Annotated in this window: 21 protein-coding genes and 2 pseudogenes; 11 read left to right on the top strand and 12 right to left on the bottom strand. The window is 73.5% G+C overall.

Going from position 1 to position 21,211, the window contains the following annotated elements:
• Window positions 1-13: 13 nt before the first annotated feature.
• Window positions 14-646, top strand: a pseudogene (locus O7602_RS18365) (class F sortase); the annotation flags it as partial.
• Between the two features lie 233 nt (window positions 647-879).
• On the opposite strand, the gene O7602_RS18360 reads toward O7602_RS18365, so the two are convergent.
• The 3 genes from O7602_RS18360 to O7602_RS18350 all read right to left on the bottom strand — a co-directional run bounded on the left by O7602_RS18360 (window position 880) and on the right by O7602_RS18350 (window position 3,013).
• Window positions 880-1,191, bottom strand: coding sequence for an antibiotic biosynthesis monooxygenase (locus O7602_RS18360; protein WP_281583862.1), 312 nt, complete (start codon window positions 1,189-1,191; stop codon window positions 880-882).
• A gap of 20 nt (window positions 1,192-1,211) precedes the next feature.
• A complete protein-coding gene (locus tag O7602_RS18355; RefSeq protein ID WP_281583861.1) occupies window positions 1,212-2,009 on the bottom strand; it encodes an exodeoxyribonuclease III in 798 nt (265 codons plus the stop codon).
• An 83-nt stretch (window positions 2,010-2,092) separates the two neighbouring features.
• Window positions 2,093-3,013: a PAC2 family protein gene (locus tag O7602_RS18350; protein ID WP_281583860.1), complete on the bottom strand. Its 921-nt coding sequence runs from the start codon at window positions 3,011-3,013 to the stop codon at window positions 2,093-2,095.
• 391 nt (window positions 3,014-3,404) lie between these two features.
• On the opposite strand from O7602_RS18350, the gene O7602_RS18345 reads away from it, so the two are divergent.
• From O7602_RS18345 to O7602_RS18335, 3 genes are all read left to right on the top strand, one after another.
• A complete protein-coding gene (locus O7602_RS18345) occupies window positions 3,405-4,283 on the top strand; it encodes a peptidase M23 (RefSeq protein ID WP_281583859.1) in 879 nt (292 codons plus the stop codon).
• 92 nt (window positions 4,284-4,375) lie between these two features.
• Complete coding sequence (locus O7602_RS18340) at window positions 4,376-4,525, top strand: hypothetical protein (RefSeq protein ID WP_281583858.1); 150 nt, start codon at window positions 4,376-4,378, stop codon at window positions 4,523-4,525.
• Between the two features lie 38 nt (window positions 4,526-4,563).
• Window positions 4,564-5,304: an EcsC family protein gene (locus O7602_RS18335; RefSeq protein WP_281583857.1), complete on the top strand. Its 741-nt coding sequence runs from the start codon at window positions 4,564-4,566 to the stop codon at window positions 5,302-5,304.
• A 40-nt stretch (window positions 5,305-5,344) separates the two neighbouring features.
• Here O7602_RS18335 and O7602_RS18330 read toward each other — a convergent pair whose 3' ends face one another.
• A complete protein-coding gene (locus O7602_RS18330; RefSeq protein ID WP_281583856.1) occupies window positions 5,345-6,190 on the bottom strand; it encodes a GDSL-type esterase/lipase family protein in 846 nt (281 codons plus the stop codon).
• Window positions 6,191-6,374: 184 nt separating this feature from the next.
• On the opposite strand from O7602_RS18330, the gene O7602_RS18325 reads away from it, so the two are divergent.
• From O7602_RS18325 to O7602_RS18305, 5 genes are all read left to right on the top strand, one after another.
• A complete protein-coding gene (locus tag O7602_RS18325) occupies window positions 6,375-6,638 on the top strand; it encodes a DUF6343 family protein (protein ID WP_281583855.1) in 264 nt (87 codons plus the stop codon).
• Window positions 6,639-6,650: 12 nt separating this feature from the next.
• Window positions 6,651-8,063 (top strand): NADP-dependent succinic semialdehyde dehydrogenase, encoded by a 1,413-nt coding sequence (locus tag O7602_RS18320; protein WP_281583854.1) that lies wholly within the window; start codon window positions 6,651-6,653, stop codon window positions 8,061-8,063.
• Between the two features lie 98 nt (window positions 8,064-8,161).
• Entirely contained in the window at window positions 8,162-9,127 is a 966-nt protein-coding gene (locus O7602_RS18315; RefSeq protein ID WP_281583853.1) for a TIGR03885 family FMN-dependent LLM class oxidoreductase, read from the top strand.
• A gap of 37 nt (window positions 9,128-9,164) precedes the next feature.
• Window positions 9,165-10,745, top strand: coding sequence for a Na+/H+ antiporter (locus O7602_RS18310; RefSeq protein ID WP_281583852.1), 1,581 nt, complete (start codon window positions 9,165-9,167; stop codon window positions 10,743-10,745).
• Entirely contained in the window at window positions 10,742-10,999 is a 258-nt protein-coding gene (locus O7602_RS18305) for a UBP-type zinc finger domain-containing protein (RefSeq protein WP_281583851.1), read from the top strand. Before O7602_RS18310 ends, O7602_RS18305 begins: the two co-directional genes overlap by 4 nt.
• A gap of 12 nt (window positions 11,000-11,011) precedes the next feature.
• Here O7602_RS18305 and O7602_RS18300 read toward each other — a convergent pair whose 3' ends face one another.
• From O7602_RS18300 to O7602_RS18290, 3 genes are read right to left on the bottom strand one after another with little or no spacing between them, the layout of a single operon-like run.
• Window positions 11,012-11,545: a GNAT family N-acetyltransferase gene (locus tag O7602_RS18300; RefSeq protein ID WP_281583850.1), complete on the bottom strand. Its 534-nt coding sequence runs from the start codon at window positions 11,543-11,545 to the stop codon at window positions 11,012-11,014.
• Between the two features lie 52 nt (window positions 11,546-11,597).
• Entirely contained in the window at window positions 11,598-12,344 is a 747-nt protein-coding gene (locus O7602_RS18295) for a hypothetical protein (protein WP_281583849.1), read from the bottom strand.
• A gap of 38 nt (window positions 12,345-12,382) precedes the next feature.
• A complete protein-coding gene (locus O7602_RS18290; RefSeq protein WP_281583848.1) occupies window positions 12,383-13,045 on the bottom strand; it encodes an HAD family phosphatase in 663 nt (220 codons plus the stop codon).
• 115 nt (window positions 13,046-13,160) lie between these two features.
• Here O7602_RS18290 and O7602_RS18285 point away from each other — a divergent pair, with 115 nt between their 5' ends.
• Complete coding sequence (locus tag O7602_RS18285) at window positions 13,161-13,688, top strand: DinB family protein (RefSeq protein ID WP_281583847.1); 528 nt, start codon at window positions 13,161-13,163, stop codon at window positions 13,686-13,688.
• Here the strand turns inward: O7602_RS18285 and O7602_RS18280 are convergent.
• The 4 genes from O7602_RS18280 to O7602_RS18265 all read right to left on the bottom strand — a co-directional run bounded on the left by O7602_RS18280 (window position 13,666) and on the right by O7602_RS18265 (window position 17,808).
• Window positions 13,666-13,986, bottom strand: a complete 321-nt coding sequence (locus tag O7602_RS18280; protein WP_281583846.1) for a multidrug efflux SMR transporter — start codon at window positions 13,984-13,986, stop codon at window positions 13,666-13,668. The genes O7602_RS18285 and O7602_RS18280 overlap by 23 nt on opposite strands.
• A 24-nt stretch (window positions 13,987-14,010) precedes the next feature.
• Window positions 14,011-14,211 carry a DUF397 domain-containing protein gene (locus tag O7602_RS18275; protein WP_281583845.1) on the bottom strand — a complete coding sequence of 67 codons (201 nt, stop codon included), beginning with the start codon at window positions 14,209-14,211 and terminating at the stop codon, window positions 14,011-14,013.
• The gene (locus tag O7602_RS18270) at window positions 14,199-14,948 is read right to left on the bottom strand and encodes a DUF5753 domain-containing protein (protein ID WP_281583844.1); all 750 of its coding nucleotides are present in this window, start codon (window positions 14,946-14,948) and stop codon (window positions 14,199-14,201) included. The genes O7602_RS18275 and O7602_RS18270 overlap by 13 nt, the downstream gene beginning before the upstream one ends.
• A gap of 250 nt (window positions 14,949-15,198) precedes the next feature.
• The gene (locus O7602_RS18265) at window positions 15,199-17,808 is read right to left on the bottom strand and encodes a glycoside hydrolase family 9 protein (RefSeq protein ID WP_281583843.1); all 2,610 of its coding nucleotides are present in this window, start codon (window positions 17,806-17,808) and stop codon (window positions 15,199-15,201) included.
• Window positions 17,809-18,021: 213 nt separating this feature from the next.
• Here O7602_RS18265 and O7602_RS18260 point away from each other — a divergent pair, with 213 nt between their 5' ends.
• Window positions 18,022-18,747, top strand: coding sequence for a protein phosphatase 2C domain-containing protein (locus tag O7602_RS18260; protein WP_281583842.1), 726 nt, complete (start codon window positions 18,022-18,024; stop codon window positions 18,745-18,747).
• Window positions 18,748-18,757: 10 nt separating this feature from the next.
• On the opposite strand, the pseudogene O7602_RS18255 reads toward O7602_RS18260, so the two are convergent.
• Window positions 18,758-20,626 (bottom strand): annotated as a pseudogene (locus O7602_RS18255) (ATP-dependent helicase C-terminal domain-containing protein); the annotation flags it as partial.
• Window positions 20,627-21,211: the final 585 nt, after the last annotated feature.

Genomic DNA, 21,211 nt, shown 5'->3' with positions numbered 1-21,211 from the left:
GGAGCGGGATCGGAGGCGGAGCCCCTGGTCGAAACCGCTTGCCGTCGTGCTGGTGCTGCTCGGCGTGTTCGCCGTCGGAGCGGGGCTCGGCCGTACCGCCGGGCCGTTCGACTGGGCCGAGGCGTCGGCCGGGTCGAGTGCGGGGGGAGCGTCCGGGGCGGCCCCAGCGCCGGTCCGGAAACCGGCCAGCCTCCCGGTCCGCCTGTCGGTGCCGGCTATCAAGGTTGCCGCGCCGATCACCCCGGTCGGCCAGGCGCGCGACGGGTCGGTGGACGTGCCGCCACTGACCGAGACCGACCAGACCGGCTGGTACGACCGGGGCGCGGTACCGGGCGAACCCGGCCGGGCAATCATCGTCGGTCACGTCGACACCAAGAGCGGGCCGGCCGTGTTCTACCGGTTGCGCCAGCTCAAACCGGGCGACCGGATCCAGGTGACCCGCGCCGACCGCAGCGTGGTGACGTTCACGGTCGACAGCGTTGAGTACTTCGACAAGGCGAAACTGCCCGCCGCCCGGGTCTACGGCGACTCCGGCCCCGCGGAACTGCGCCTGATCACCTGCGGCGGCACGTGGCTCGGTGGACGCACCGGCTACGAGGACAACGTGATCGTCTTCGCCTCTCTGCTCACCACACGTCCGCGCTGACCCGTCCCTGGGAGATCTTGGTACGGAACGGCCCCTCTGGGGGGCGGATTCGTACCAAGATCTGGCCGGTCTCATGATCGATCCCGTGATGCTGAACGCATGTCTCGAATAGCGGGAGCTCAAGGGCTCAGCTCGGCTGGGCTCCCTCGGGCTCCGGTGATCATGAAGTTGGCAGCGGCGAGACGGACAATGAGCGCCGCCAACTTCATGATCACGGAGCCGTGGCCGGGTGCTCAGGGGGTCGGGACCTGGAGGGCCACCTCGAACTCCAGGAGGGTGGCACCGGTGGAGACCGGCTTGCGGGGCTCGACGTTGCCGGCGTGGGCCTCCCGTGACGGGCCCTGCGCCCAGGCCTGGTACGCCTCCTCCGTCTCCCATCTCGTGTAGACGAAGTAACGGGTCTCGCCGGCGACCGGGCGGAGCAGCTCGAAGCCGAGGAAGCCGGGGGAGTTCTCCACCGCGCCGGCCCGGGCCGCGAACCGCTTCTCCAACTCCTCGCTGGCGCCGGGCGGGACGTCGATCGCGTTGATCTTCACGACTGCCATGCTGTCCACCCTACGGCGACTCAGAGCGCCTCGACGGCGGGCACCAGGTCGGCGTCGACCACGATCGGGGCGTGGTCGGAGGGGCCCTTGCCCTTGCGGGCCTCCCGATCCACGTACGCGGAGCGGACCGCGTCCGCGAACGGCGCGGTGGCGTACACCAGGTCGATCCGCATGCCCTTGTTCTGGTGGAACATGCCGGCGCGGTAGTCCCAGTAGGTGTAGGGGTGCGGTCCCTTCATCGGGGTGGGCACCACGTCGGTGAGGCCCAGGTCGCGCAGCGCGGCCAGGGCGGCCCGCTCGGCCGGTGTGACGTGGGTGGAGGTGGCGAACAGCGCCGGGTCCCAGACGTCGGCGTCGGTGGGCGCGACATTGAAGTCGCCGCAGACGGCGAGCGGGAGGGCGGCGGCGACCTCCGGATCCAGGGCGTCGCGCAGCGCCGCGAACCAGGCCAGCTTGTACGCGTAGTGCGGGTCGTCCGGGGCGCGGCCGTTCGGCACGTACACCGACCAGACCCGCAGGCCGGCGCAGGTGGCCGCGATGGCGCGGGCCTCGGGCTCGGGGAACCCGGGCTCGCCGGGGAACCCGACCGTGACGTCGGCCAGCCCGACCCGGGACAGCACGGCCACGCCGTTCCACCGTCCGTCGCTGTGGCTGGCCACCTCGTATCCCAGCTCGCCCACCTCGGCGACGGGGAACGCCCCGTCCGGGCACTTCGTCTCCTGGAGACAGAGGACGTCGGGTTTCGTGGTGCCCAGCCAGTCGAGCAGCCGGGGGAGACGGGCCTTCACCGAGTTGACGTTCCAGGTCGCCAGGCGCATGCCCCCAGCCTGCCGCATCCCGGCCCGGCTCGCCCGGCCCGTCCGGCGTCGGCGTCCCGGGGTGTCGCCCGGCCCGTCCCGCGTCAGCGTTCCGGGGTGTCGCCCGGGCGGGTCTGCTCGGCGAGGAAGCGTTCCAGCTCGGCGCCGAGTTCGTCGGCGGTGGGCAGCGGGCCGGTCTCGGCGGCGAGCAGGCTCTTCTCACCGCGACCACGGGCGAACGTGTCGTACTGCTCCTCGAGCGCCGCGACCAGCGTGGCCGCCTCCTCGGTCTGGGCCACCTGACGGTCGATCTCCACCCGGATCGCCTCGGCCGCGGTGCGCAGGCCGTCGCTCGGCAGCAGCAGTCCGGTGCTCCGGGACACGGCGGCGAGCAGCGCCTCCGCGGCGGCCGGGTATTCGGTCTGCGCGACGTAGTGCGGCACGTGGGCGGCGAAGCCGAGCGCGTCGCGCCCCTGCTCGCCGAGGCGGTATTCGAGCAGGTGCCCGACGCTTGCCGGCACCTGCACCTTCTGGAGCCACGGCTCGTGGCCGGCGATCAGCTCCGGCCGGGTGGCGTGCGCGGTGACGCCGCTGGGTCGGGTGTGCGGCACCGCCATCGGGATCGAGTTGAGCCCGACGGTGAGCCGGACGTCGAGACGGGCCGACAGCCCGGCGACGGCGGCCACGAACCGCTCCCACTGCACGTCCGGCTCGGGGCCGGTGAGCAGGAGGAACGGGGTCTCGTCGTCGTCGTTCAGCAGGTGCAGTTCGAGGGTCGGGGCGTCGTAGTCGGCCCAGTGGTCCTCGACGAAGGTCATCACCGGCCGGCGGGAGCGGTAGTCGAAGATCTGGTCGATGTCGAAGCGGGCGATCGTCCGGGCGTCCAGCGCGGTGAGGAGCTGCTCCCGGGCCAGTCGGGTGGCGCTGCCGGCGTCGACGAAGCCGGTGAGCGCCTGGATCAGCACCGGCTGGCCGAGGTCGGGCAGCTCGTCGGTGAGTTCGTAGAGCTCGTGTGGGTCGAGCACCGGTGGGTCCTCCCTGTCGACGCGTACGGGAGCGCCGCGCGCGCGAGGCGTCCCCGATTCGGCAAACGTACCGGGGGACGTGGTCCATTCCGTTACGGACCCGTCCGGAGCCCGGATGGTGATCACAATTCGGCTACGCCCCGGTCCGGCGGCCCATCCCGGATCGGCCGAAAGGACGAGTTTGTCGATCATCGGTGGGGCGGGGAGCGGCTGCGGCGTTCCTGCCCCGCCGGGTCGGCTTCGCGGCGGACCGGAGGTTCGTCCGTTCGGCGACGTTGACGCCACACTGGGCGCGGTCTTTCATCGATGTCCGAATGATCTTGGAAATAGTGTGGCGGGGGTCACCTTTTGGGTCTGGGTGATCCCGGTTTGCCCTGTCTAGCCTCGTCGGATGCGTGACGACGGCACCCCCGAACACCCGAACGGCCCCGGCTGCCCGGCTGACCGTTCGGACGATACCCCCTCGACCGACCGTACAACCGCTTCCTCGCCGCCGGACGGCGGAAGTCGGCGTACCCGCCGCCTGCGGGGGGTGATGAACCACCGCGCCCGGCTGGTGGTCGCCACCGGCGCCGCCTGCTGCCTCGGCCTGGTCGGCGTCAGCCAGATCGATTTCGGCGCGGCCGACCGGACGACGAAGCCGGCCCCCACGGCGGAGATCGCCGAGCGGGCCGCGCTCGGCGCCGCCTCGCGTGGCCTGGCCCGCCCGAGCACCGCCGAACCGAGCACCACCGCCCCGAGCACCGCCCCGGCCACCCCCGGCGCCAGTCCCTCGGCGACCGCCAAGCCGAAGCCGAAGGTCACGGTCAAGCGCAAGCCGAAGCCCCGCCGGATCGTCCCGGTCGCCGGTCTCAACCGCACCCAGATGGACAACGCCACGAAGATCGTCCGGGCCGGCCGGGAGATGGGCGTGCCGCGCCGAGGTCTGGTCATCGCGGTGGCCACCGCGATGCAGGAGAGCACCCTGCTCAACTACGCCAGCGGCGTGCTGCCCGAGTCCCAGAACTACCCGCACCAGGCCATCGGCTGGGACCACGACTCGGTCGGCCTGTTCCAGCAGCGGCCCAGCAGCGGCTGGGGCACCGTCGCCGAGCTGATGGATCCCGAGTACGCGACCAGGGCGTTCCTGTCCGCGCTGCAGGAGATCCCCGGCTGGCAGGACCTGCCGCTGTCGATCGCCGCGCAGGCGGTGCAGATCTCGGCGTTCCCCGACGCGTACGCGCAGCACGAGTGGAACGCGAGCACGGTGGTGGCCGAAATCCTCGGCTGACCGGAGTGGACGGTTGCCGGCGCGTAGGTGCGGGTACCAGAGGCTTGCCGGTTCCCGGTACACATGAAGGGGACCGCGGACTGGAGGACGCCATGTCGCTGATGCAACGGATCACCACCTTCCTGCGGTCCCCGCGCGGCCAGCAACTGGTCGACCGGGGGCGGCGCGAGATGGCCAAGCCGCAGAACCAGGAGCGGCTGCGGCAGATCGCCACCCGCCTCTCCTCGGCGCGCCGCCGCTGACCGGCCCCACCCCCGCACGACGAGCCCCGGAGCGTCCCGTGACCGACCCCGCCCCCGTCGACGGGGAGCCCACCCCCGTCCCCGCCGTCCCGGTCCCGCCGGTGGAGGCGCCCGAAGGGCCCCCGGCCACCCTCTGGGACCGGATGCGCGAGGACCCGCAGTACGCGCCGGAGCACCTGGCCCTGGAAGCGGTGCGCCGGTTGGGGCCGGAGGCGGCGCAGTGGGCCGCCCGGGAACGGGCGCAGCGGCCGGACGCGCCCCCCGAGCAGTTGGCCGACCTGGCGGTCCGCAAGTTCGTCAACCACGCCCGGCTCTCCGGCGCGGTCTCCGGTGCCGCCGGGCTGCCCGGCGCGGTGATTGACGTCGGTGTGCTCGCCTGGACCCAGGCCCGGCTGGTGCTGCACGTGGCCGCCGCCTACGGCGCCGACCCGACGAACCCCGATCGGGCCACCGACCTGCTGGTGCTCCAGCGGGTGCACAAGGCCGCCGAGGCCGCCCGGTTGGCGCTCGGCGTGGCCGCCGGCCGGGAACGGGCCGGCGCGCTGTTCGGCTCGGCCGGCGACCGGGCGCTGGGCCGGGTGATGCTGCAACTCGGTGTCCGGCTGGCCCGGATGGCCGGGGTACGCGCCGCCAAGCGGATGTTCGCCAAGGTGATTCCCGGTGCCGCGATCATCCTCGGCACCTGGGCCAACTCCTCGGCCACCAAGGAACTCGCCGACCGGGCCCGCGCGCTCTACCGCGCCACCGGCCGGCAGCTCCCCGGCCCGCGCCAGCCCTGACCGGTGGGGCCGTGCCCCGCTGCGTTCGGCCGGGCCGGGCTCAGTCGCGGGCCCAGCCGGAGGCGGTCCAGGCCACCTCGGCCAGCCGGCCCTGACCGGCCGCGTTCGGGTGGAACCAGTCGAGCGAGTTCACCTGATCCAGGCTGAACCGGAGGCGGTGCACCGCGCCGCCGTCCCACCGGCAGCGCGACCCGTACGCCCGGCAGGCGGCGCGGAGCTGCTCGTCGTACGCCTCGATCCGGTCCCGGACCCGCGCCCGGCGGGCCGTCGCGGCGGGCGCGGTGGACGTGGCGTCGGCCAGCAGCGCCGGGCAGACGCCGTGCGACCAGGCCCGGACGGCCCGCTTCTCGGTGTGCCCGATCGCCCAGAGGCGGTACAGGTCGGGGATGCTCACCACAAGCACTCGGGCCTTCGGCCGGCCCTTGCGCAGCACGGCCAGCGCCGTGTCGACCTGCTCCCGGAACGTGGCGGTCGGGGTCATCGCGTCGACGTCGCCGCGGCAGACGTCGTTCGCCCCGATCAGCACGGTGACCAGGTCGGCCTTGTCGCGTACGGCGGATCGGGCCTGGTCGGCGAGCCCGGCCGCACGGGCGCCGGGCACCGCCCGGTTGTGCGCGCGCAGCGTCGGCGCGTCCGCGCGCAACCGCCGGAAGAGGCTCTCCACCCGCAGGCTGTCCCCGGTCGACCAGGAGTTGCGTTCGCAGCTCACCAGCACCAGGCAGGAGCCGAAGCCGGTGGTGACCGAGTCGCCGAGCGCGGTCAGCACCCGGGGGTCGCCGGGGCGGGTCGATCCGGACGGGCGGGGCGACGCCTCGCCCGAGCCGTCGCAGGCAAGCGCGACGAGCGCCGCGAGGCAGGCGAGCGCGGCGATCCAACGTCGAGGCATCCGGTCCTCCGTCCGGCGGCACGCCAGCGGCCTGTCGACCCTATGGCCCGGGACCGTCCGTACGGGCGTTCTGTCGCCTTTCTTGCATCGACCCCCGTCGTTCACATGGGCATGCTGCGACAGGTGCCGGGCGCCGGTCACGGTCCGCCGGTTAGCCCCGGCCGTGCCCGGGTAGCCGGGAGGAATGACCCGATCACAGCCCCGCCGCGCCCGCGGCACGGTCGGCCACGCGAACAGCGCGCTGAACCTGCGCCTCGTACTGGCGCTGTTCGGTCTGGTGGTGATGACCGTCCTCGCGGTGGTCGCGTTCGTCGCCGGCCTGGCCTGGCTGGGCGTCGTCTGCGCGATCCTCGCCGTGGTGGCGGTGGTCGATATGGTCGTCATCCAGCGCCGCCGCGCCGCACGCCGCCGGGAGGAGCCGGGCGTGCGGCACTCGCTGTTCGAGTGACAGGAGTACGAGATGCCCATCGCCACCACCAATCCCGCCACCGGACAGGTGCTCAAGACGTACGACGCGATGTCGGAGGAGCAGATCGACGCCGCGATCGAACGGGCCGACCTCGCGTTCCGGCAGTTGCGGGACACCGACGTCGCCCAGCGGGCGCGGTGGCTCACCGCCGCCGCCGACCTGCTCGACGCCGAGCGGGACGAGACCGCCCGGCTGATGACCACCGAGATGGGCAAGACGTACGCCGCCGCGAAGGCGGAGGTCACCAAGTGCGCCACCGCCTGCCGCTTCTACGCCGGGAACGCGCCGCGGATGCTCGCCGACGAGCCCGCCGACGCCACCGCGGTCAAGGCGAAGCGGGCGTACGTCCGCTACCAGCCGATCGGCCCGGTGCTCGCGGTGATGCCGTGGAACTTCCCGCTCTGGCAGGTGATGCGCTTCGCCGCGCCGGCCCTGATGGCCGGCAACACCGGCCTGCTCAAGCACGCCTCGAACGTCCCGCAGACCGCGCTCTACCTGGAGGACGTGTTCCGCCGCGCCGGCTTCCCCGAAGGCGCGTTCACCACGCTGCTCGTCGGCTCCGACGCGGTCGACCGGATCCTCAGCGACCCGCGGGTGCGGGCCGCCACCCTCACCGGCAGCGAACCGGCGGGCCGCTCCATCGCCCAGATCGCCGGCCGGGAGATCAAGAAGACCGTGCTGGAGCTGGGCGGCAGCGACCCGTTCGTGGTGATGCCCTCGGCCGACCTGGACCGGGCCGCCGAGGTCGCCACCACGGCCCGCTGCCAGAACAACGGCCAGTCCTGCATCGCGGCCAAGCGGTTCATCGTGCACACCGACGTCTTCGACGCGTTCGCCGAGAAGTTCGCCGCCCGGATGTCGGCGCTGCGCGTCGGCGACCCGATGGACGACGCCACCGACGTCGGTCCGCTGGCGAGTGAGCGCGGCCGGGACGAGGTGCACGACCAGGTGCGCGACGCCGTCGACCAGGGGGCCACCGTGCTCTGCGGCGGCGAGAAGCCGTCCGGGGACGGCTGGTACTACCCGCCGACCGTGGTCACCGACCTGCGGCCGGAGATGCGGATGTGGGGCGAGGAGGTGTTCGGGCCGGTCGCCGGGCTCTACCGGGTCGGCTCGTACGACGAGGCGATCGAGGTGGCCAACGGCACCGCCTTCGGTCTCGGCGCGAACGCCTGGACCACCGACCCGGCCGAGCAGGAGCGCTTCGCCACCGACCTGGACGCCGGCAACGTGTTCATCAACGGCATGACCACGTCCTATCCGGAGCTGCCGTTCGGCGGCGTGAAGAACTCCGGGTACGGCCGCGAGCTGTCCGCCGCCGGCATGCGCGAGTTCTGCAACACCAAGACGGTGTGGATCGGCGCGGGGGAGGCCGGGGCGGGCGCCGGCGCGCACGCCGAGTGAGGTGAGGTGAGGTGTTAAGCGGGGGCCCCGCCCATACCTGAGGCGTTAAGCGGGGGCCCCTGCTTACATCCCGGGCGGGGTGGGTAGGAGTGCCGGGCATGACGGCGTTCGGCTTTCACGCATCCCATGAGCAGATCCACCCGGCGAAGCTGCTGGAGGCGGTGATCCACGCCGAAACCGCCGGCTTCGACGCCGCCATGTGCTCCGACCACTTCTCCCCGTGGAGCGAGCGGCAGGGCCAGTCCGGTTTCGCCTGGTCCTGGCTCGGCGCCGCCCTCCAGGCCACCAACCTGTCGTTCGGCGTGGTCAACGCGCCCGGCCAGCGCTACCACCCGGCGATCATCGCGCAGGCCATCGGCACGCTCGGCGCCATGTACCCGGGACGGTTCTGGGCGGCGCTGGGCACCGGCGAGGCGAGCAACGAGCACATCACCGGCGACCGCTGGCCCGGCAAGGACGTCCGCAGCGCCCGGCTGCGCGAGTGCGTCGACGTGATCCGGGCGCTGCTGGCCGGCGAGGAGGTCAGCCACGACGGTCTGGTCACCGTGGACCGGGCGAAGCTGTGGACCCGCCCCGAGGAGCCGCCCGCGCTCGTCGGCGCCGCGGTCAGCGTCGCCACCGCCCGCTGGTGCGCCGAGTGGGCCGACGGGCTGATCACGGTCAACGCGCCGGTCGACCACCTCCGGCAGATGATCGACGCCTACCGGGACGCCGGCGGGCGCGGGCCGCTGCACCTCCAGGTGCACGTGAGCTGGGCGCCCGAGCAGGCCGAGGCCGAGGCGATCGCGTACGAGCAGTGGCGCAGCAACGTGTTCGCCCCGCCGGTCTGCTGGGACCTGGAGACCGTCGCCCACTTCGACGAGGCCAGCAGGGACCTGCCGTTGGCGAGGGTCACCGACACCGTCAACGTCTCCGCCGACCTGGGCCGGCACGTCGGCTGGCTGGAGGAGTACGTCGAGCTGGGCTTCGACCAGATCGCCCTGCACCACGTCGGGCAGGAGCAGGGGGCGTTCCTGGACGCGTTCGGCGCCGAGGTGCTGCCGAAGGTGCGGCCGACCGCGTGAACGCACGCCACGGTGGCGACGCCTAGGCTCGTACCCCATGGACGCTCTGTTCGAGGTCGTGGTGTTCCTGGCGATCGCCACGTTCGGCGCGGCCCTGGCCCGCCGGCTCGGCCTGCTCGCGCCGATCCTGCTCGTGGTGCTCGGCCTCGCGCTGTCCTACCTGCCGTTCTTCCCGCACGTGCGGCTGGAACCGGACCTGGTGCTCGTCGGCATCCTGCCGCCGCTGCTCTACGTGGCGGCGGTGAACACCTCGGTGCCGGCGTTCCGGCTCAACCTGCGGCCGATCCTGCTGCTCGCCGTCGGGTTGGTGATCTTCACCGCGTTCGTGGTGGGCACCGTCGTGCACCTGTTCCTGCCCGACCTGCCGTACGCGATCTGCCTGGCGCTCGGCGCGGTGGTGGCGCCGCCGGACGCGGTCGCCGCCACCGCGGTGGCCCGTCGGGTCGGCCTGCCCCGGCGGATCGTCACCATCCTGGAGGGCGAGAGCCTGGTCAACGACGCCACCGCGCTGGTGCTGCTGCGGGTGGCGATCGTCGCCGCCACCGCCAGCGCGGGCGGGGTCAGCTTCGGCTACGTGGCCCGGGAGGTGCTCGTCGCCACCGGCGGCGGCATCATCGTCGGGCTGCTCGGCGTGGTGGTCTTCGGCTACCTGCACAAGCTCGTCACCGACCCGGTGCTGGACAACGCGCTGTCGTTGATCGTGCCGTTCGCGGTGGTGTTCGCCGCCGAGGAGATCCATGCCTCCGGGGTGGTCGCGGTGGTGGTGACCGGGCTCGGCATCGGGCACAAGCTGCCGATGCTCATGTCCGCCGCGTCCCGCCTCCAGGTGACCGCGTTCTGGCGGCTGATCCAGTTCCTGCTGGAAGGGTTGGTGTTCCTGCTTGTCGGCCTGCAACTGCCCGAGGTGCTGCGCGACCTCGACGAGCCGTTCGGCTCGCTCGCCGGGATCACCGTCGGGGTGCTGGCCGCGGTCTTCCTGGCCCGGTTCGTCTGGCTGTTCCCGGCCACCTACCTGGCCCGGCTGGTGCCCCGGGTGCGAAAGCGCGACGCCGCGCCGCCGGTGCAGATCCCGATCGTCATCGGCTGGGCCGGCATGCGCGGCGTGGTGACGCTCGCCGCCGCGCTGGGCCTGCCGCTCACCCTCGCCAACGACCGGTCGTACCCCCGGGGGCTGCTGATCTGGCTGGCCTTCGCGGTGATCGTGGCCACCCTGGTCGGGCAGGGCGCCACGCTGCCCTGGGTGGCCCGGAAGCTGCGGCTGCCCCCGGACGACCCGGTGCAGGACGCGCTCTCCGCCGCCGGGGTGCAGCAGCGGGCCAGCCGGGCCGCCCTGGAACGGCTCGACGCGATGGCCGACGACGCGCCGCCGGCGGTGGTGGAACGCCTCCGCGGGCTGACCACGTCCCGATCCAACCTGGCCTGGGAACGTCTCGGCGGCACCGCACGGGAAACCCCCTCCCAGGCGTACGCGCGACTGCGGCAGGAGATGATCGACACCGAGCGGGAGGTGTTCCGGGCCGCCCGCGACTCCGGCCAGATCCCGGAGGAGGTGCTCACCCGCGCCTATCGTGATCTGGACCTGGAGGAGTCGCTGCTACGACAGGAGGTTGTCGAATGAGCTGCCAGCACCTGGCCGAGGCGGGCGACGCCGAGCCCGCCACCACCACCGAGTGCCCCGACTGCGTGGCGGTCGGCAACCGGGACTGGGTGCACCTGCGTTCCTGCCTGAGCTGCGGGCACGTGGGCTGCTGCGACTCGTCGGTCTACCAGCACGCCACGAAGCACTTCGAGTCGAGCGGGCATCCGGTGATGCGCTCCATCGAGCCGGGCGAGTCGTGGCGCTGGTGCTACGTGGACGAGGAGATCGGCTGACGTCGGCCGCGCTCAGTCGAGCCGGCGGGCCAGCACCTGACCCGGCCACGGCGTCCGGCCCGGCCGCTCGACCGTGAACGGGTCGGTGGCGGTGAAGCCGCAGCCCTCGTAGAAGCGCACCAACGCCCGGTCCGGGCTGCGGTAGCAGTCCACCCGCAGCAGGCCCAACCCACGCTCCCGGGCCAGGTCCGCCGCGTGCGCCAGCAGCCGCGCCCCGATCCCGAGGCCCGCGTACGCCCGGTCGGTGACCAGCAGGTTGACGTACAACTCCGGCTCGGTGGCCGGCGGCACGTACTCCGTCGCCGCGCCGACCACGAGCGCACCGACCTCGGTGCCGTCGATCTCGGCGAACCACAGGCCGTCGCCGGCGGCGTAGGCGTCGGCCTGGTCGATGCGCCGCGGGTCGGTCGAGGCCGGATCGACGCCCCACTGGCCGGTCCGGCCGCGTTCGGCAAGCCACGCGATGGCGCTGTCGAACAGCCGCAGCACGGCGGGCGCGTCCCCCGGCCTGCCCGGCCGGACGGTGATCCTCCGCTCGTCGGTCATCCCGCCATGCTGCTACACCGACGCCCACCGGTCCGCCCCGGCCGTGCCGTCGTCAGGACTCCGACTCGTCCGGTGAGGTCCAGACCGTGACACGCGCCGCGACGGCGAAAGTGTCGTCCTTGAAGCTGGTCACGGTGAGCATGACGACGCGGTCCTTGCTCGTGCTCAGGCAGCCGATCCGGCCGACCGGGATGTGCACGCGTTCGTTTCCCTGGGTGGCGACGAGGTCGGCGCACTGCTGCCGGGTGGGTGTTCCCGGCCCCGGCCAGCGGGCGAGATATCCCTGCTCGGCGTGCAGCGGAGCGTCCTCGGCGGCGGAAATTCGCCGCACGTCGGAGTCGAAGACCGGCCAGTCCATCCGTACCGTCGGTGGTTTCGCGTCGAGGTCGATGCCCTCGTCGTCGAACCGCACCGGCCCGCTCCACCGGACGCTGTCACCCGGCGTCGCGTTCCCGGTCGCCGAAGGCGTCGGGTCTCCGGTCGTCGGAGACGCCTGCGGGGCGGCCGACGGGCTCGCCGGCGGGGACACCGGCCCGGCGTCGACCGGGTTGCTCGCGCGGGGCTCCGGCCCCGCGGGTGGCGTCCCACTCCGGCTCCCGTCCGTGGCCCGCAGCGTGACGACGGTCGTGACCGCGATGGTGAGAAGCACACCGACCAAGCCGATGACGGCCCCCAACACGGCACCTCTGCCACCCCCGTCCAGCCGGTGGTGATAGTGGTGGCTCATCCGCCGCCACAGCGTCCGCCGCTGATCGCCGCCGCCTGCCTGGTCGCTGGGCGCGCCCTCCGGCATGACCACCTGATGACCCCCGCCTTCACTGCGCGTAGGTGTCCACCTTACTCATTGACCACATTGGTGTCGTCCCGTCCCGGGCCGCCCGCCGCCTTCCGGGTCGTCGCGGCGAAACTCGCACGCTCCCGGGGGTGCGGCACCCGGACCGACGCCATGCCCGCCGCCGTCGCCGCCGCCACGCCCAGGTCGGTGTCCTCGAACACGAGGCAGCCGGCCGGGTCGACGCCCAGCCGACGGGCGGCCAGCAGGTAACCCTCCGGGTCGGGCTTGGGCCGGGCGCAGTCCTCGGCGCAGACAAGCGTCTCGAAGCGGTCCAGCAGGCCCAGCGCGGTCAGCGACGCGGTCACCGACTCCCGGGTGCTGCCGGAGACGACCGCGAACGGCACCCGCCCGTGCGCGTCCTCGATGTGCGCCAGCACCTCCGGCACGGCGGTCACCCCGGGCAGCAGCCCCTGGAACAGCTCCTCCCGGCGGCGGGCCACCGTCTCGACCGGCATGGCCAGCCCGTGCCGGTCGTTGAGGTCGACCACGATGTCGACGACCGGCCGGCCGCCCCAGGCGTAGAACAGGTCCTCCGGCAGCTCGCAGTCCCATTCGGCGAGCGCCGCGCTCCACGCCCGGTGGTGCACCGGCATCGAGTCGACGATCGTGCCGTCGCAGTCGAACAGGTACGCGCGGAAGTCGCCGGCCGGCAGGGGAAGCGTCACCGGTGCAGGGTACGCCGAAATCCGCTCGCCCCGTCCCGTCGGCTCTGCCAGGGTCGGCGCTGTGGAGCGCAGCTAACCGGTCGATCGGTGGGGCCCGCCGTGCCATTCTCTGCGGATGCCCATCACCGCTCCCGCCCTGCTGCGCTGGCAGTTCGACCTGACCTGGTCGTTGTTCGCATATCACCTCGACCGGCTGGAACCGGACGACTTCCTCGGGGAGCCGGCCGCGCTCTGCTGGACGATGCGCCGCGACGCGGACGGTGCCTGGCGTCCCGACTGGGCGGACACCGAGCCGGATCCGATCCCGGCACCCACGATCGCGTGGCTCACCTGGCATCTCGGGTGGTGGTGGTTGGTCGCCGGCGACCACCTCGTCGGGCGGCCCGCACGACGGCGTGAGGACGTGGTGTGGCCGGGGCCGGGGGAGGAAACCATCACATGGCTGCGTGGCCTGCGGATGGCATGGACGGACGAACTCGACCGCCTGACCGTCGACGACCTGGCGCGGCCCGCCGCCTTCCCGTGGTCGGCGGACGCCGGGCTCACGGTCGCGCACATGGTCGGCTGGGTCAACGCCGAACTGATGAAGAACACGGCCGAGATCGGTCAGCTCCGGCTGCTCAGTGCGCTCCGCCGAGGTTGAGCACCACCACGCCGGCGATGACCAGGCCCGCCCCGACCACCTTTGCCACGCTCAGCGGCTCGCCCAGGAACGCCGCCCCGACCGCCATGATGGCGGCGGTGCCCAGCCCGGACCAGATCGCGTACGCGACGCCGACCGGGACGTCCCGCACCACGAGGGCGAGCAGCCCGAACGCGGACAGGTAACACGCCACCAGGCCCACCGTGGGCCAGAGTCGGGTGAAGCCGTCGCTCGCCTTGAGCAGGCTGGTGCCGATCACCTCGGCCGTGATCGCGAGGGCCAGGAGCAGATACGCCATGCCGGGACCGTACCCGTGGCCCGGTCAGCTCCGGGCGACCTCCCGGAGGGCACCGACGAATGTGTGCCAGGCCGGTGGGGCGAAGGTGAGCGTGCCGCCGGTGCGGTCCTTGGAGTCCCGGACGGCGACGACGCCGGTCAGGTTGTCGGCTACCTCGACGCAGTCGCCGCCGTTGGAGCTGCTGCGGGTGCTGGTGCGCCAGCGGGCGCCGGTCAGGTCAGCCATGGCCGTGCCTTCAGGAGGTGGATGGTCTGGTCGCGCGGCAGTGCCACTGATCGAAGAGTGTCCCAGACCTGCCAGAGGGGGGCAACGTCCTTCGTGGTCCGTCCGGCGGCCTGGTCGTCCAGGTAGGCCACGTCCTCGCCGCCCTCGGTGCCGGCGATCACGAATGGCCCGGCCTGGCCGGGATGGAAGCCGGCTCGCAGCGGCAGCACGTGCAACAGCATCCGTGGCCGCTGTGCCATGGTTACCAGGTGGTCGAGCTGCGGCTGCATGATCTCCGGGTCGCCTCGGCGCAACGCCGCCTCGTCGATCACGAAGACGGTCAGTGGGGGTCGGGGGCGGTCGAAGACGGCGGCTTGGCGGGCCAGGCGGGCGGTCACGTAGCCTTCAACCTCGTCCACGCCCAGCGGTCCGCTGCTCACCACGGCGTGCGCGTACTCAGCGGTTTGGAGCAGGCCCGGTACCACCGACGGTTGGAACGAGCGGAGGGTGTCGGCCCGACTCTCCACCTCCGCCCAGGGCAGGAACCAGATCGGTTCCCGGCGGCGAACCACCTCGGGCCAGAGTTCACCGATCTCCCGGCGTACAGCGGCGGCGACCTGTGCCCGATGCCGGGTCTGCGGCACTCGACCGGAGCTGACCCAGTGGCCAGCGGTCTTGGGATCAACCCCGATTCGTTCGGCCAGTGACTCGGCGGTCTCGCCGATCTCCGCCATTGCGATTCTCAGCGCGTCGTTCACCCGAACCTCCTCCGCCCGATCCGCCGACCCTAGCTGTCACTCGCCGCACTCTGGTCGTAGCGCGCGGTGGGTCATGTCGGGAGAGCGGCGATCATGAAGTTGACGGCGACAAATCGGACTGGCACTGCCGTCAACTTCATGATCGAACTCGTTGCCGCGCCGGTCCGGAGTTGTGGCACCCGAGGAGCCGCCTGTGCGACGTCGGGTGCCACAACTCCAGGATCGACGGAACGGTCGACGGAGCCCCCGGTCAGGAGATGGTGCAGGCCTTTCCGTTCAGGGTGACCAGGTTGGGGGTGGGGTTCGGGCCGCCGGCGCTGGTGCCGTTCAGGCCGAACGTGGTGGACGTGCCGGGGGACAGTTTCGCGTTCCACGGCAGGTTCTTCGCGGTGACCGTGGCGCCGGCCTGGTCGACCTCCGCCGACCAGGCGTGGCTGACCTTCTGGTCACCGAGGAAGGCCCACCGCAGGCTCCACCCGTCGATCGCCTTCTTACCGGTGTTGCGCAGCGTCACCTGGGTGGTGAAGCCGGCCGGCCAGCTCCCGTGGGTGCTGTAGGTGACCGCGCAGGTGGGCGCCGGCACGGCCGCCGCGTCACCCTGGTCGGCCAGGAACGAGGCGAGCCACGCCAGCGCCGAGTTCCAGTTGATCGCCACCTCGTTCGTCGCGTACGAGTTGATGTTGTCGACGTAGCAGAACATCGGCGCGCAACCGGCAAGCAGGTTCGCCGCGTACGGGTCCTGGAGGGCGGCGTTCGGGCCACCGGCGAGCGAGCCGTCCGGCGGGTTCGGCAGGTCCGGGTTCAACTGGTTGCCGAAGATGCGGCTGTGCTGGTTGTGGGCGTTCTGCTCGCCCCAACCGGTCACGTAGGACATGTTCAGGGCGTTGCGGCCGAACAGGTAGTCGGCGGCCTGCAACGCCCCGTCCCGGTACTTCGCGTTCCGGCTCAGGTCGAACGCGGTGGCCAGCACGATCGTGTTGTTCACCATGTTGCTGTTGCTGCCCCAGACGTACGCGTCGGCGGTGCCGGGCAGCGGCAGTCCGTACGCCTGGTCGCGGACCGTGGCCAGGTACTGGTCCGCGGCGGCGGTGACCGAGGCACGGATCCGGGTCTTCTCCGCGGCGGGCAGCGTGTTCGGCACGGTGGCCAGGTCGAGCCGGCCCAGCGCGGCCACGCTCTGCCAGCCGAACGCGCCGTTGGGCGTGAACACGTCGGCGGTGTGCAGCGGCGAGCCGGTGACGTCGGCCAGGTACGCCTTGTCGCCGGTGGTCAGCCACAGCTCGGCGGCGGCCCAGTAGAACTCGTCGGTGACGTTGGTGTCGTCGTACGCGCCGCCGCCGGTGCCGTCGGTGGCCGAGGCGTAGATCGCCGGGTGCGCCTTCGCCGCCGCGTACGCGGTTTTCGCGGCCTCGCCGCAGCGGGCCGCGAAGGCGGCGTCGTACGGGGCGAAGAGCCGGGCGCACTGGGCGGCGACGGCGGCCAGGTTGAGCGTGGCGGCGGTGGACGGCGGGTGCAGCTCGCGCACCTCCGGGTCGTCCTGCGGGGCCAGCGGCAGGCCGGTCCAGTTCTTGTCGTGGATCTTGTGGTGGACCATCCCGGCCAGCGGCTTGCCGGCCGGCACCTGCATGCGCATCAGGAAGTCCAGCTCCCAGCGGGCCTCGTCGAGGACGTCCGGCACGTCGTTGCCGCGCTCGGGCACCCGCAGCGTGCTGTCGCCGAGCGCCGCGCCGCCGTCGGCGGTCTCCGCGGTCTTGGTCCGCTCGAACGAGTTCAGCAGCTGGTAGGTGGCGATGCCGCCGTTGACCACGTACTTGCCGTGGTCGCCGGCGTCGTACCAGCCGCCGCGCACGTCCAGCGTGTAGTCGCAGACGCCGGGCTGGCAGGGCACGTCGGTGTCGCCCTTGTTGGGGGCGACGTCGAGGTGTCCGGCGGGGCGGGCGTACTCGTCGCCGATCAGGTCGCCGTCGATGGCGATGCCGCTGCGCTGGGCGTAGAAGAACTGCATCGAGTCCGCGCGCAGCCGGTCGTAGAGCGTGCCGGAGATGTCGAACGGGTGGCTGGTCTCGCCGTCCACGGTCAGCGTGTAGCCGGTGCCCGGCTTGCGGTACGCGGAGAAGTCGACGGTCTGCACGTTCTGCGCGGACGCCTGGTCCTCCCCGCGCGGGCTGGTCTTGCCGCTGGCGACCACGGCCCCAGCGGCCGACGTCAGCTGCCACGGCAGCGGGTCGGTGGCGTCGGTGACCACGGTGGCGTGCTTCGGGCCGCCGGGCAGGTAGCCCACCTGGTTGACCCGGACCCGGGGCCCGGTGTCCGGCTCGTACGGCGGGGCCGCCTCGCCGCCGCGCAGCGACACGTTGTCGAGGCAGAACGTCTGCGCCTGGGCGCTGCCACCGATCTGGAAGATCAGTTGGGCCCCGGCGTCGTCGGCCGGCGCGGTGAAGGTGGTGGTGACGTGCGTGGCGGTGGTGGTGGCGGTGGCGTCCACGCTGGCGTACGACGTGTAGGGGGCGCTGCCGAGCTGGAGCACCGCCTTGAGGGCCGCGCCGGGGGTGGCGGAGACGTCGAAGTTCAGTTCGTATTCGGCGCCCTGGATCAGCGGCACCGCGTCCTGGCCGATGCCGGCGTCCCAGGGGTTCGCCGTGCCGGCGGCGACGGTGGTGCAGAGCTGGCCGTCGGTGACCGCCAACTCGCCGGTGCTGTAGGAGAACCAGGGGGAGACGCCGGCGCTAAAGTCGCCGTTTCGCAGTTGCTCGGGGGCGTCCGGTGGCACCTCGGCCAGGGCCGGGCCGGCGGTGAGGCCGGTGAGCGCCAAGGTGGTGGTCGCGGCGAGCGCGACCAGCCGACGACGGGATCGGGTCACGGAGGTTCCTTCCGTGCTCGGGGGTGGTGGGGGAGCCGGGGAGCTGGGAGCGCTCCCAATATCAGGCCGATGTTTCCATCGCGTTCCGTCGCTGTCAATCGATCCGCCCCGATGGCGGGCGTACGCCCGTGCGCGGGGAGATTCTGCGCGCCACGTACGATGATGGTGATCTCCTAGAGACAACCGAGCCCTCGACCTGGCAGGCTGCGTCCCATGACCCTGAAGCTTCGTTCCGCCGGAGCGAGCGACCGTGGGCTCATCCGCAGCGGCAACCAGGACGCCCAGCATGCGGGCCCCTGGCTGGTCGCGGTCGCCGACGGCATGGGCGGCATGGCGGCCGGCGACCTGGCCAGCCGCATCGCGATCGACGCGATCGCCCCGCTGGACGCGGAGACGCCGGAGGACGCGCTCGTCGCCGCGCTCCAGGGGGCCATCGAACGGGCCACCGTCGGGATCCGTCAGGCGGTTGAGGAGGATCCGGAGCGCCAGGGCATGGGCACCACGCTCACCGCGCTGCTGTTCGCCCGCACCGGCAGCTGCCTGGCGCTGGCGCACGTGGGCGACTCCCGGGCCTACCTGTTCCGCGAGGGCGTGCTCAAACAGGTCACCCGCGACGACACCTTCGTGCAGATGCTCGTCGACCAGGGTCTGATCACCCCCGACCAGGCGAGCAGCCACCCCCGCCGCGCCGTCGTCACCCAGGCGTTGCAGGGCGACCAGGTCTCCCCGGCGTACGCGACCATGGTGCCCCGGGCCGGTGACCGCTGGCTGCTGTGCAGCGACGGCCTCTCCAACGTGGTCCGCGCCGACACCCTCGCCGAGGTGCTGAGCGAGGGCCTGGAGCGGGAGGCCTGCGCGGCCCGGCTCATCGACCTCGCGCTACGGGCCGGCGGCCCGGACAACGTCACCGTGGTGATCGCGGACGTCGTCGAGGAGTGAGCCGCGCGGCTCAGCGCCGGCGTGGGCTGGCCCGCCGGGTCGGCTCGGCCGTGGTCGGATCCTCCGGCCACGGGTGACGCGGGTAGCGCCCCCGCAGCTCCGCCCGCACCTGCGGGTAGCCGCCGCGCCAGAACGACGCCAGGTCGGCGGTGACCGCCACCGGCCGCCCGGCGGGGGAGAGCAGGTGCAGCAGCACCGGCACCCGCCCGTCGGCGATGCGCGGCACGTCCCGCCAGCCGAACGTCTCCTGGAGCTTCACGGCGAGCACCGGGGCCGCCGGGTCCGCGTAGTCCACCCGTACCCGCGAGCCACTCGGCACCGCCAGCCGCTCCGGCGCCAGCTCGTCGAGCCGCGCCGCCTGCCGCCAGTCGAGCAGCCGGCGCAACGCCGAGGCCACGTCCACCCGGGCCAGGTCGCCCCGGCGGCGTGCCCGGCCCAGCTCCGGCCCGAGCCAGGCGGGCGCGGCGGCGAGCAGCGCGGCGTCCGATACGTCCGGCCAGTCGTCGCCGAGCGCCTGACGGCAGAACGCCAGCCGGCGTCGCAGCGCCGTCGCCTCCGGCGTCCAGCGGAGCAGCCCCGGCCCCTCCTGCCGCAGCCCGTCCAGCACCGCCGCGGCCACCAGCTCCGGGTCGGGCGCGGCGAGCGGCCGGTCGACAAGCTCGATCGCGCCGAGGCGGACCACCTCCCGGGCCACCACGTCCCCACCGGACCAGGCGACCTCCCGCCCGGTGCGCAGCAGTGCCGCACCGGCCTCCCGCGCGGTCGCCTCGTCGATCGGCGCGGCCAGCCGCACCCGGGCGGCCGGCGCGCCGGGGGAGCGGTCCGCCACCGCGACGGCCAGCCACGTCGACCCGGCCAGCCCCGACCCGGCCGCCAGCTCCGCGGCGGTCCCGCCGGCCATCAGGTACGCCGATCCGCCGGCCCGCCGCACCCGGGCCAACCGTTCCGGGTACGCCAGCCCGGCCAGGAGCCCCGCGGCCAGATCGTCGGGCAGGCGTCCCGGTCGACCGCCCGCCTCCTCCGCACGTCGCCCCGGTCGGGTGTCGGTTCTCCCGCTGGTCCGCTCCGGCCGGTCGTCGGTTCTGCCGCTGGTCCGCTCCGGCCGGTCGTCGGTTCTGCCGCTGGTCCGCTCCGGCCGGTCGTCGGTTCTGCCGCTGGTCCGCTCCGGCCGGTCGTCGGTTCTCCCGCTGGTCCGCTCCGGCCGGTCATCGGCGGGCAGGGCGGACCGCAGGCGGCGTACCTCGGTCCGCCAGCGGGCGGTGGCGGGCGGGTCGGCGGCGGCGCGCAACCGGCGCCAGCGGGCCGGCAGGTCGTCCCCGGCGCCGCCGAGCGTCTCCTCGGCCAGCACCGCCACCACCTCGGCGGCCCGGTCGGCGCCCACCCGCGGCGCGCCGTCGAGCAACGCCCGGGCCAGACGCGGATGGGCGCCGACCGACGCGATGGCCCGGCCCCGGGCGGTGATCCGGCCGTCCGCGTCGACCGCGCCGAGCGTGGCGAGGGTCTCCCGGGCGACGGTGAGCGCGGCCGGCGGCGGTGGGTCGGGCAGCGCCAGGCCGGTGCCGTCCGGCGCGCCCCAGGCGGCCAGCTCCAACGCGAACCCGGTCAGATCGGCGGTGGCGATCTCCGGTTCCGGCTGCGGGGCGAGCCGGGCGTGCGTCGCCTCCGACCAGCAGCGGTAGACCGTGCCCGGCGCCTCCCGCCCGGCCCGTCCGGCCCGTTGTGTGGCCGCCGCCCGGGACACCGGCACGGTGACGAGCGCGCCCAGCCCGCGGGCCAGGTCGGTGCGGGGCACCCGGCTCAGCCCGGCGTCCACTACCACCCGTACCCCGGGCACGGTCAGGCTGCTCTCCGCCACCGCCGTGGCCAGCACGACCCGCCGTCCACCGGCGCCCGTCGGGGCGCCGCCCGCGCCGCCCGCGCCGGGGTCGCTCACGTGGGCGACGCCCGTGGCGGCTCTCGCGCCGACGCCCGTGGCGGCGGCTCTCGCGTGGGCGGCGCCCGCGGCAGCCGGGTCGGCGTCGGTGGCGCTCGCGTGGGCTGCTCTCGGCCGGGCGGCCGGGTTCAGCACCGCGTCCTGGGCGGCGCCCGGCAACCGGCCGTGCAACGGCAGCACGGCGACCGTGCCCCGCAGGTCGCCCAGCCGCGCGGCGACGGCGTTGATCTCGCCCGCCCCGGGCAGGAAAACGAGCACGTCACCGTCGCGTTCGCGCAGCGCCCGGCGGACCGTGGCGGCCACGTGGTCCAGCAGCGCCGGGTCCACCCGGCCCGCGCCCGACGGGACGATCGGGCGAGGCGGCGGCGCCCACACCCGCTCGACCGGATGCAGGGCGGCCTCGGCCCGTACGACGGGCGCGGGCGTGTCCCCGCCGAGCAGCGCGGCGAACCGATCGGCCTGTGGGGTCGCCGACATCGCGAGCAGCCAGAGATCCGGGCGCAGGGTCGCCCGCGCCTCCACGCTGAACGC

The sequence above is a fragment of the Micromonospora sp. WMMD1128 genome, from assembly GCF_027497235.1.
Lineage (GTDB): Bacteria > Actinomycetota > Actinomycetes > Mycobacteriales > Micromonosporaceae > Micromonospora.
Note: the sequence above shows the minus strand (reverse complement) of the source record. Positions and strands in the feature narration are given on the sequence as shown.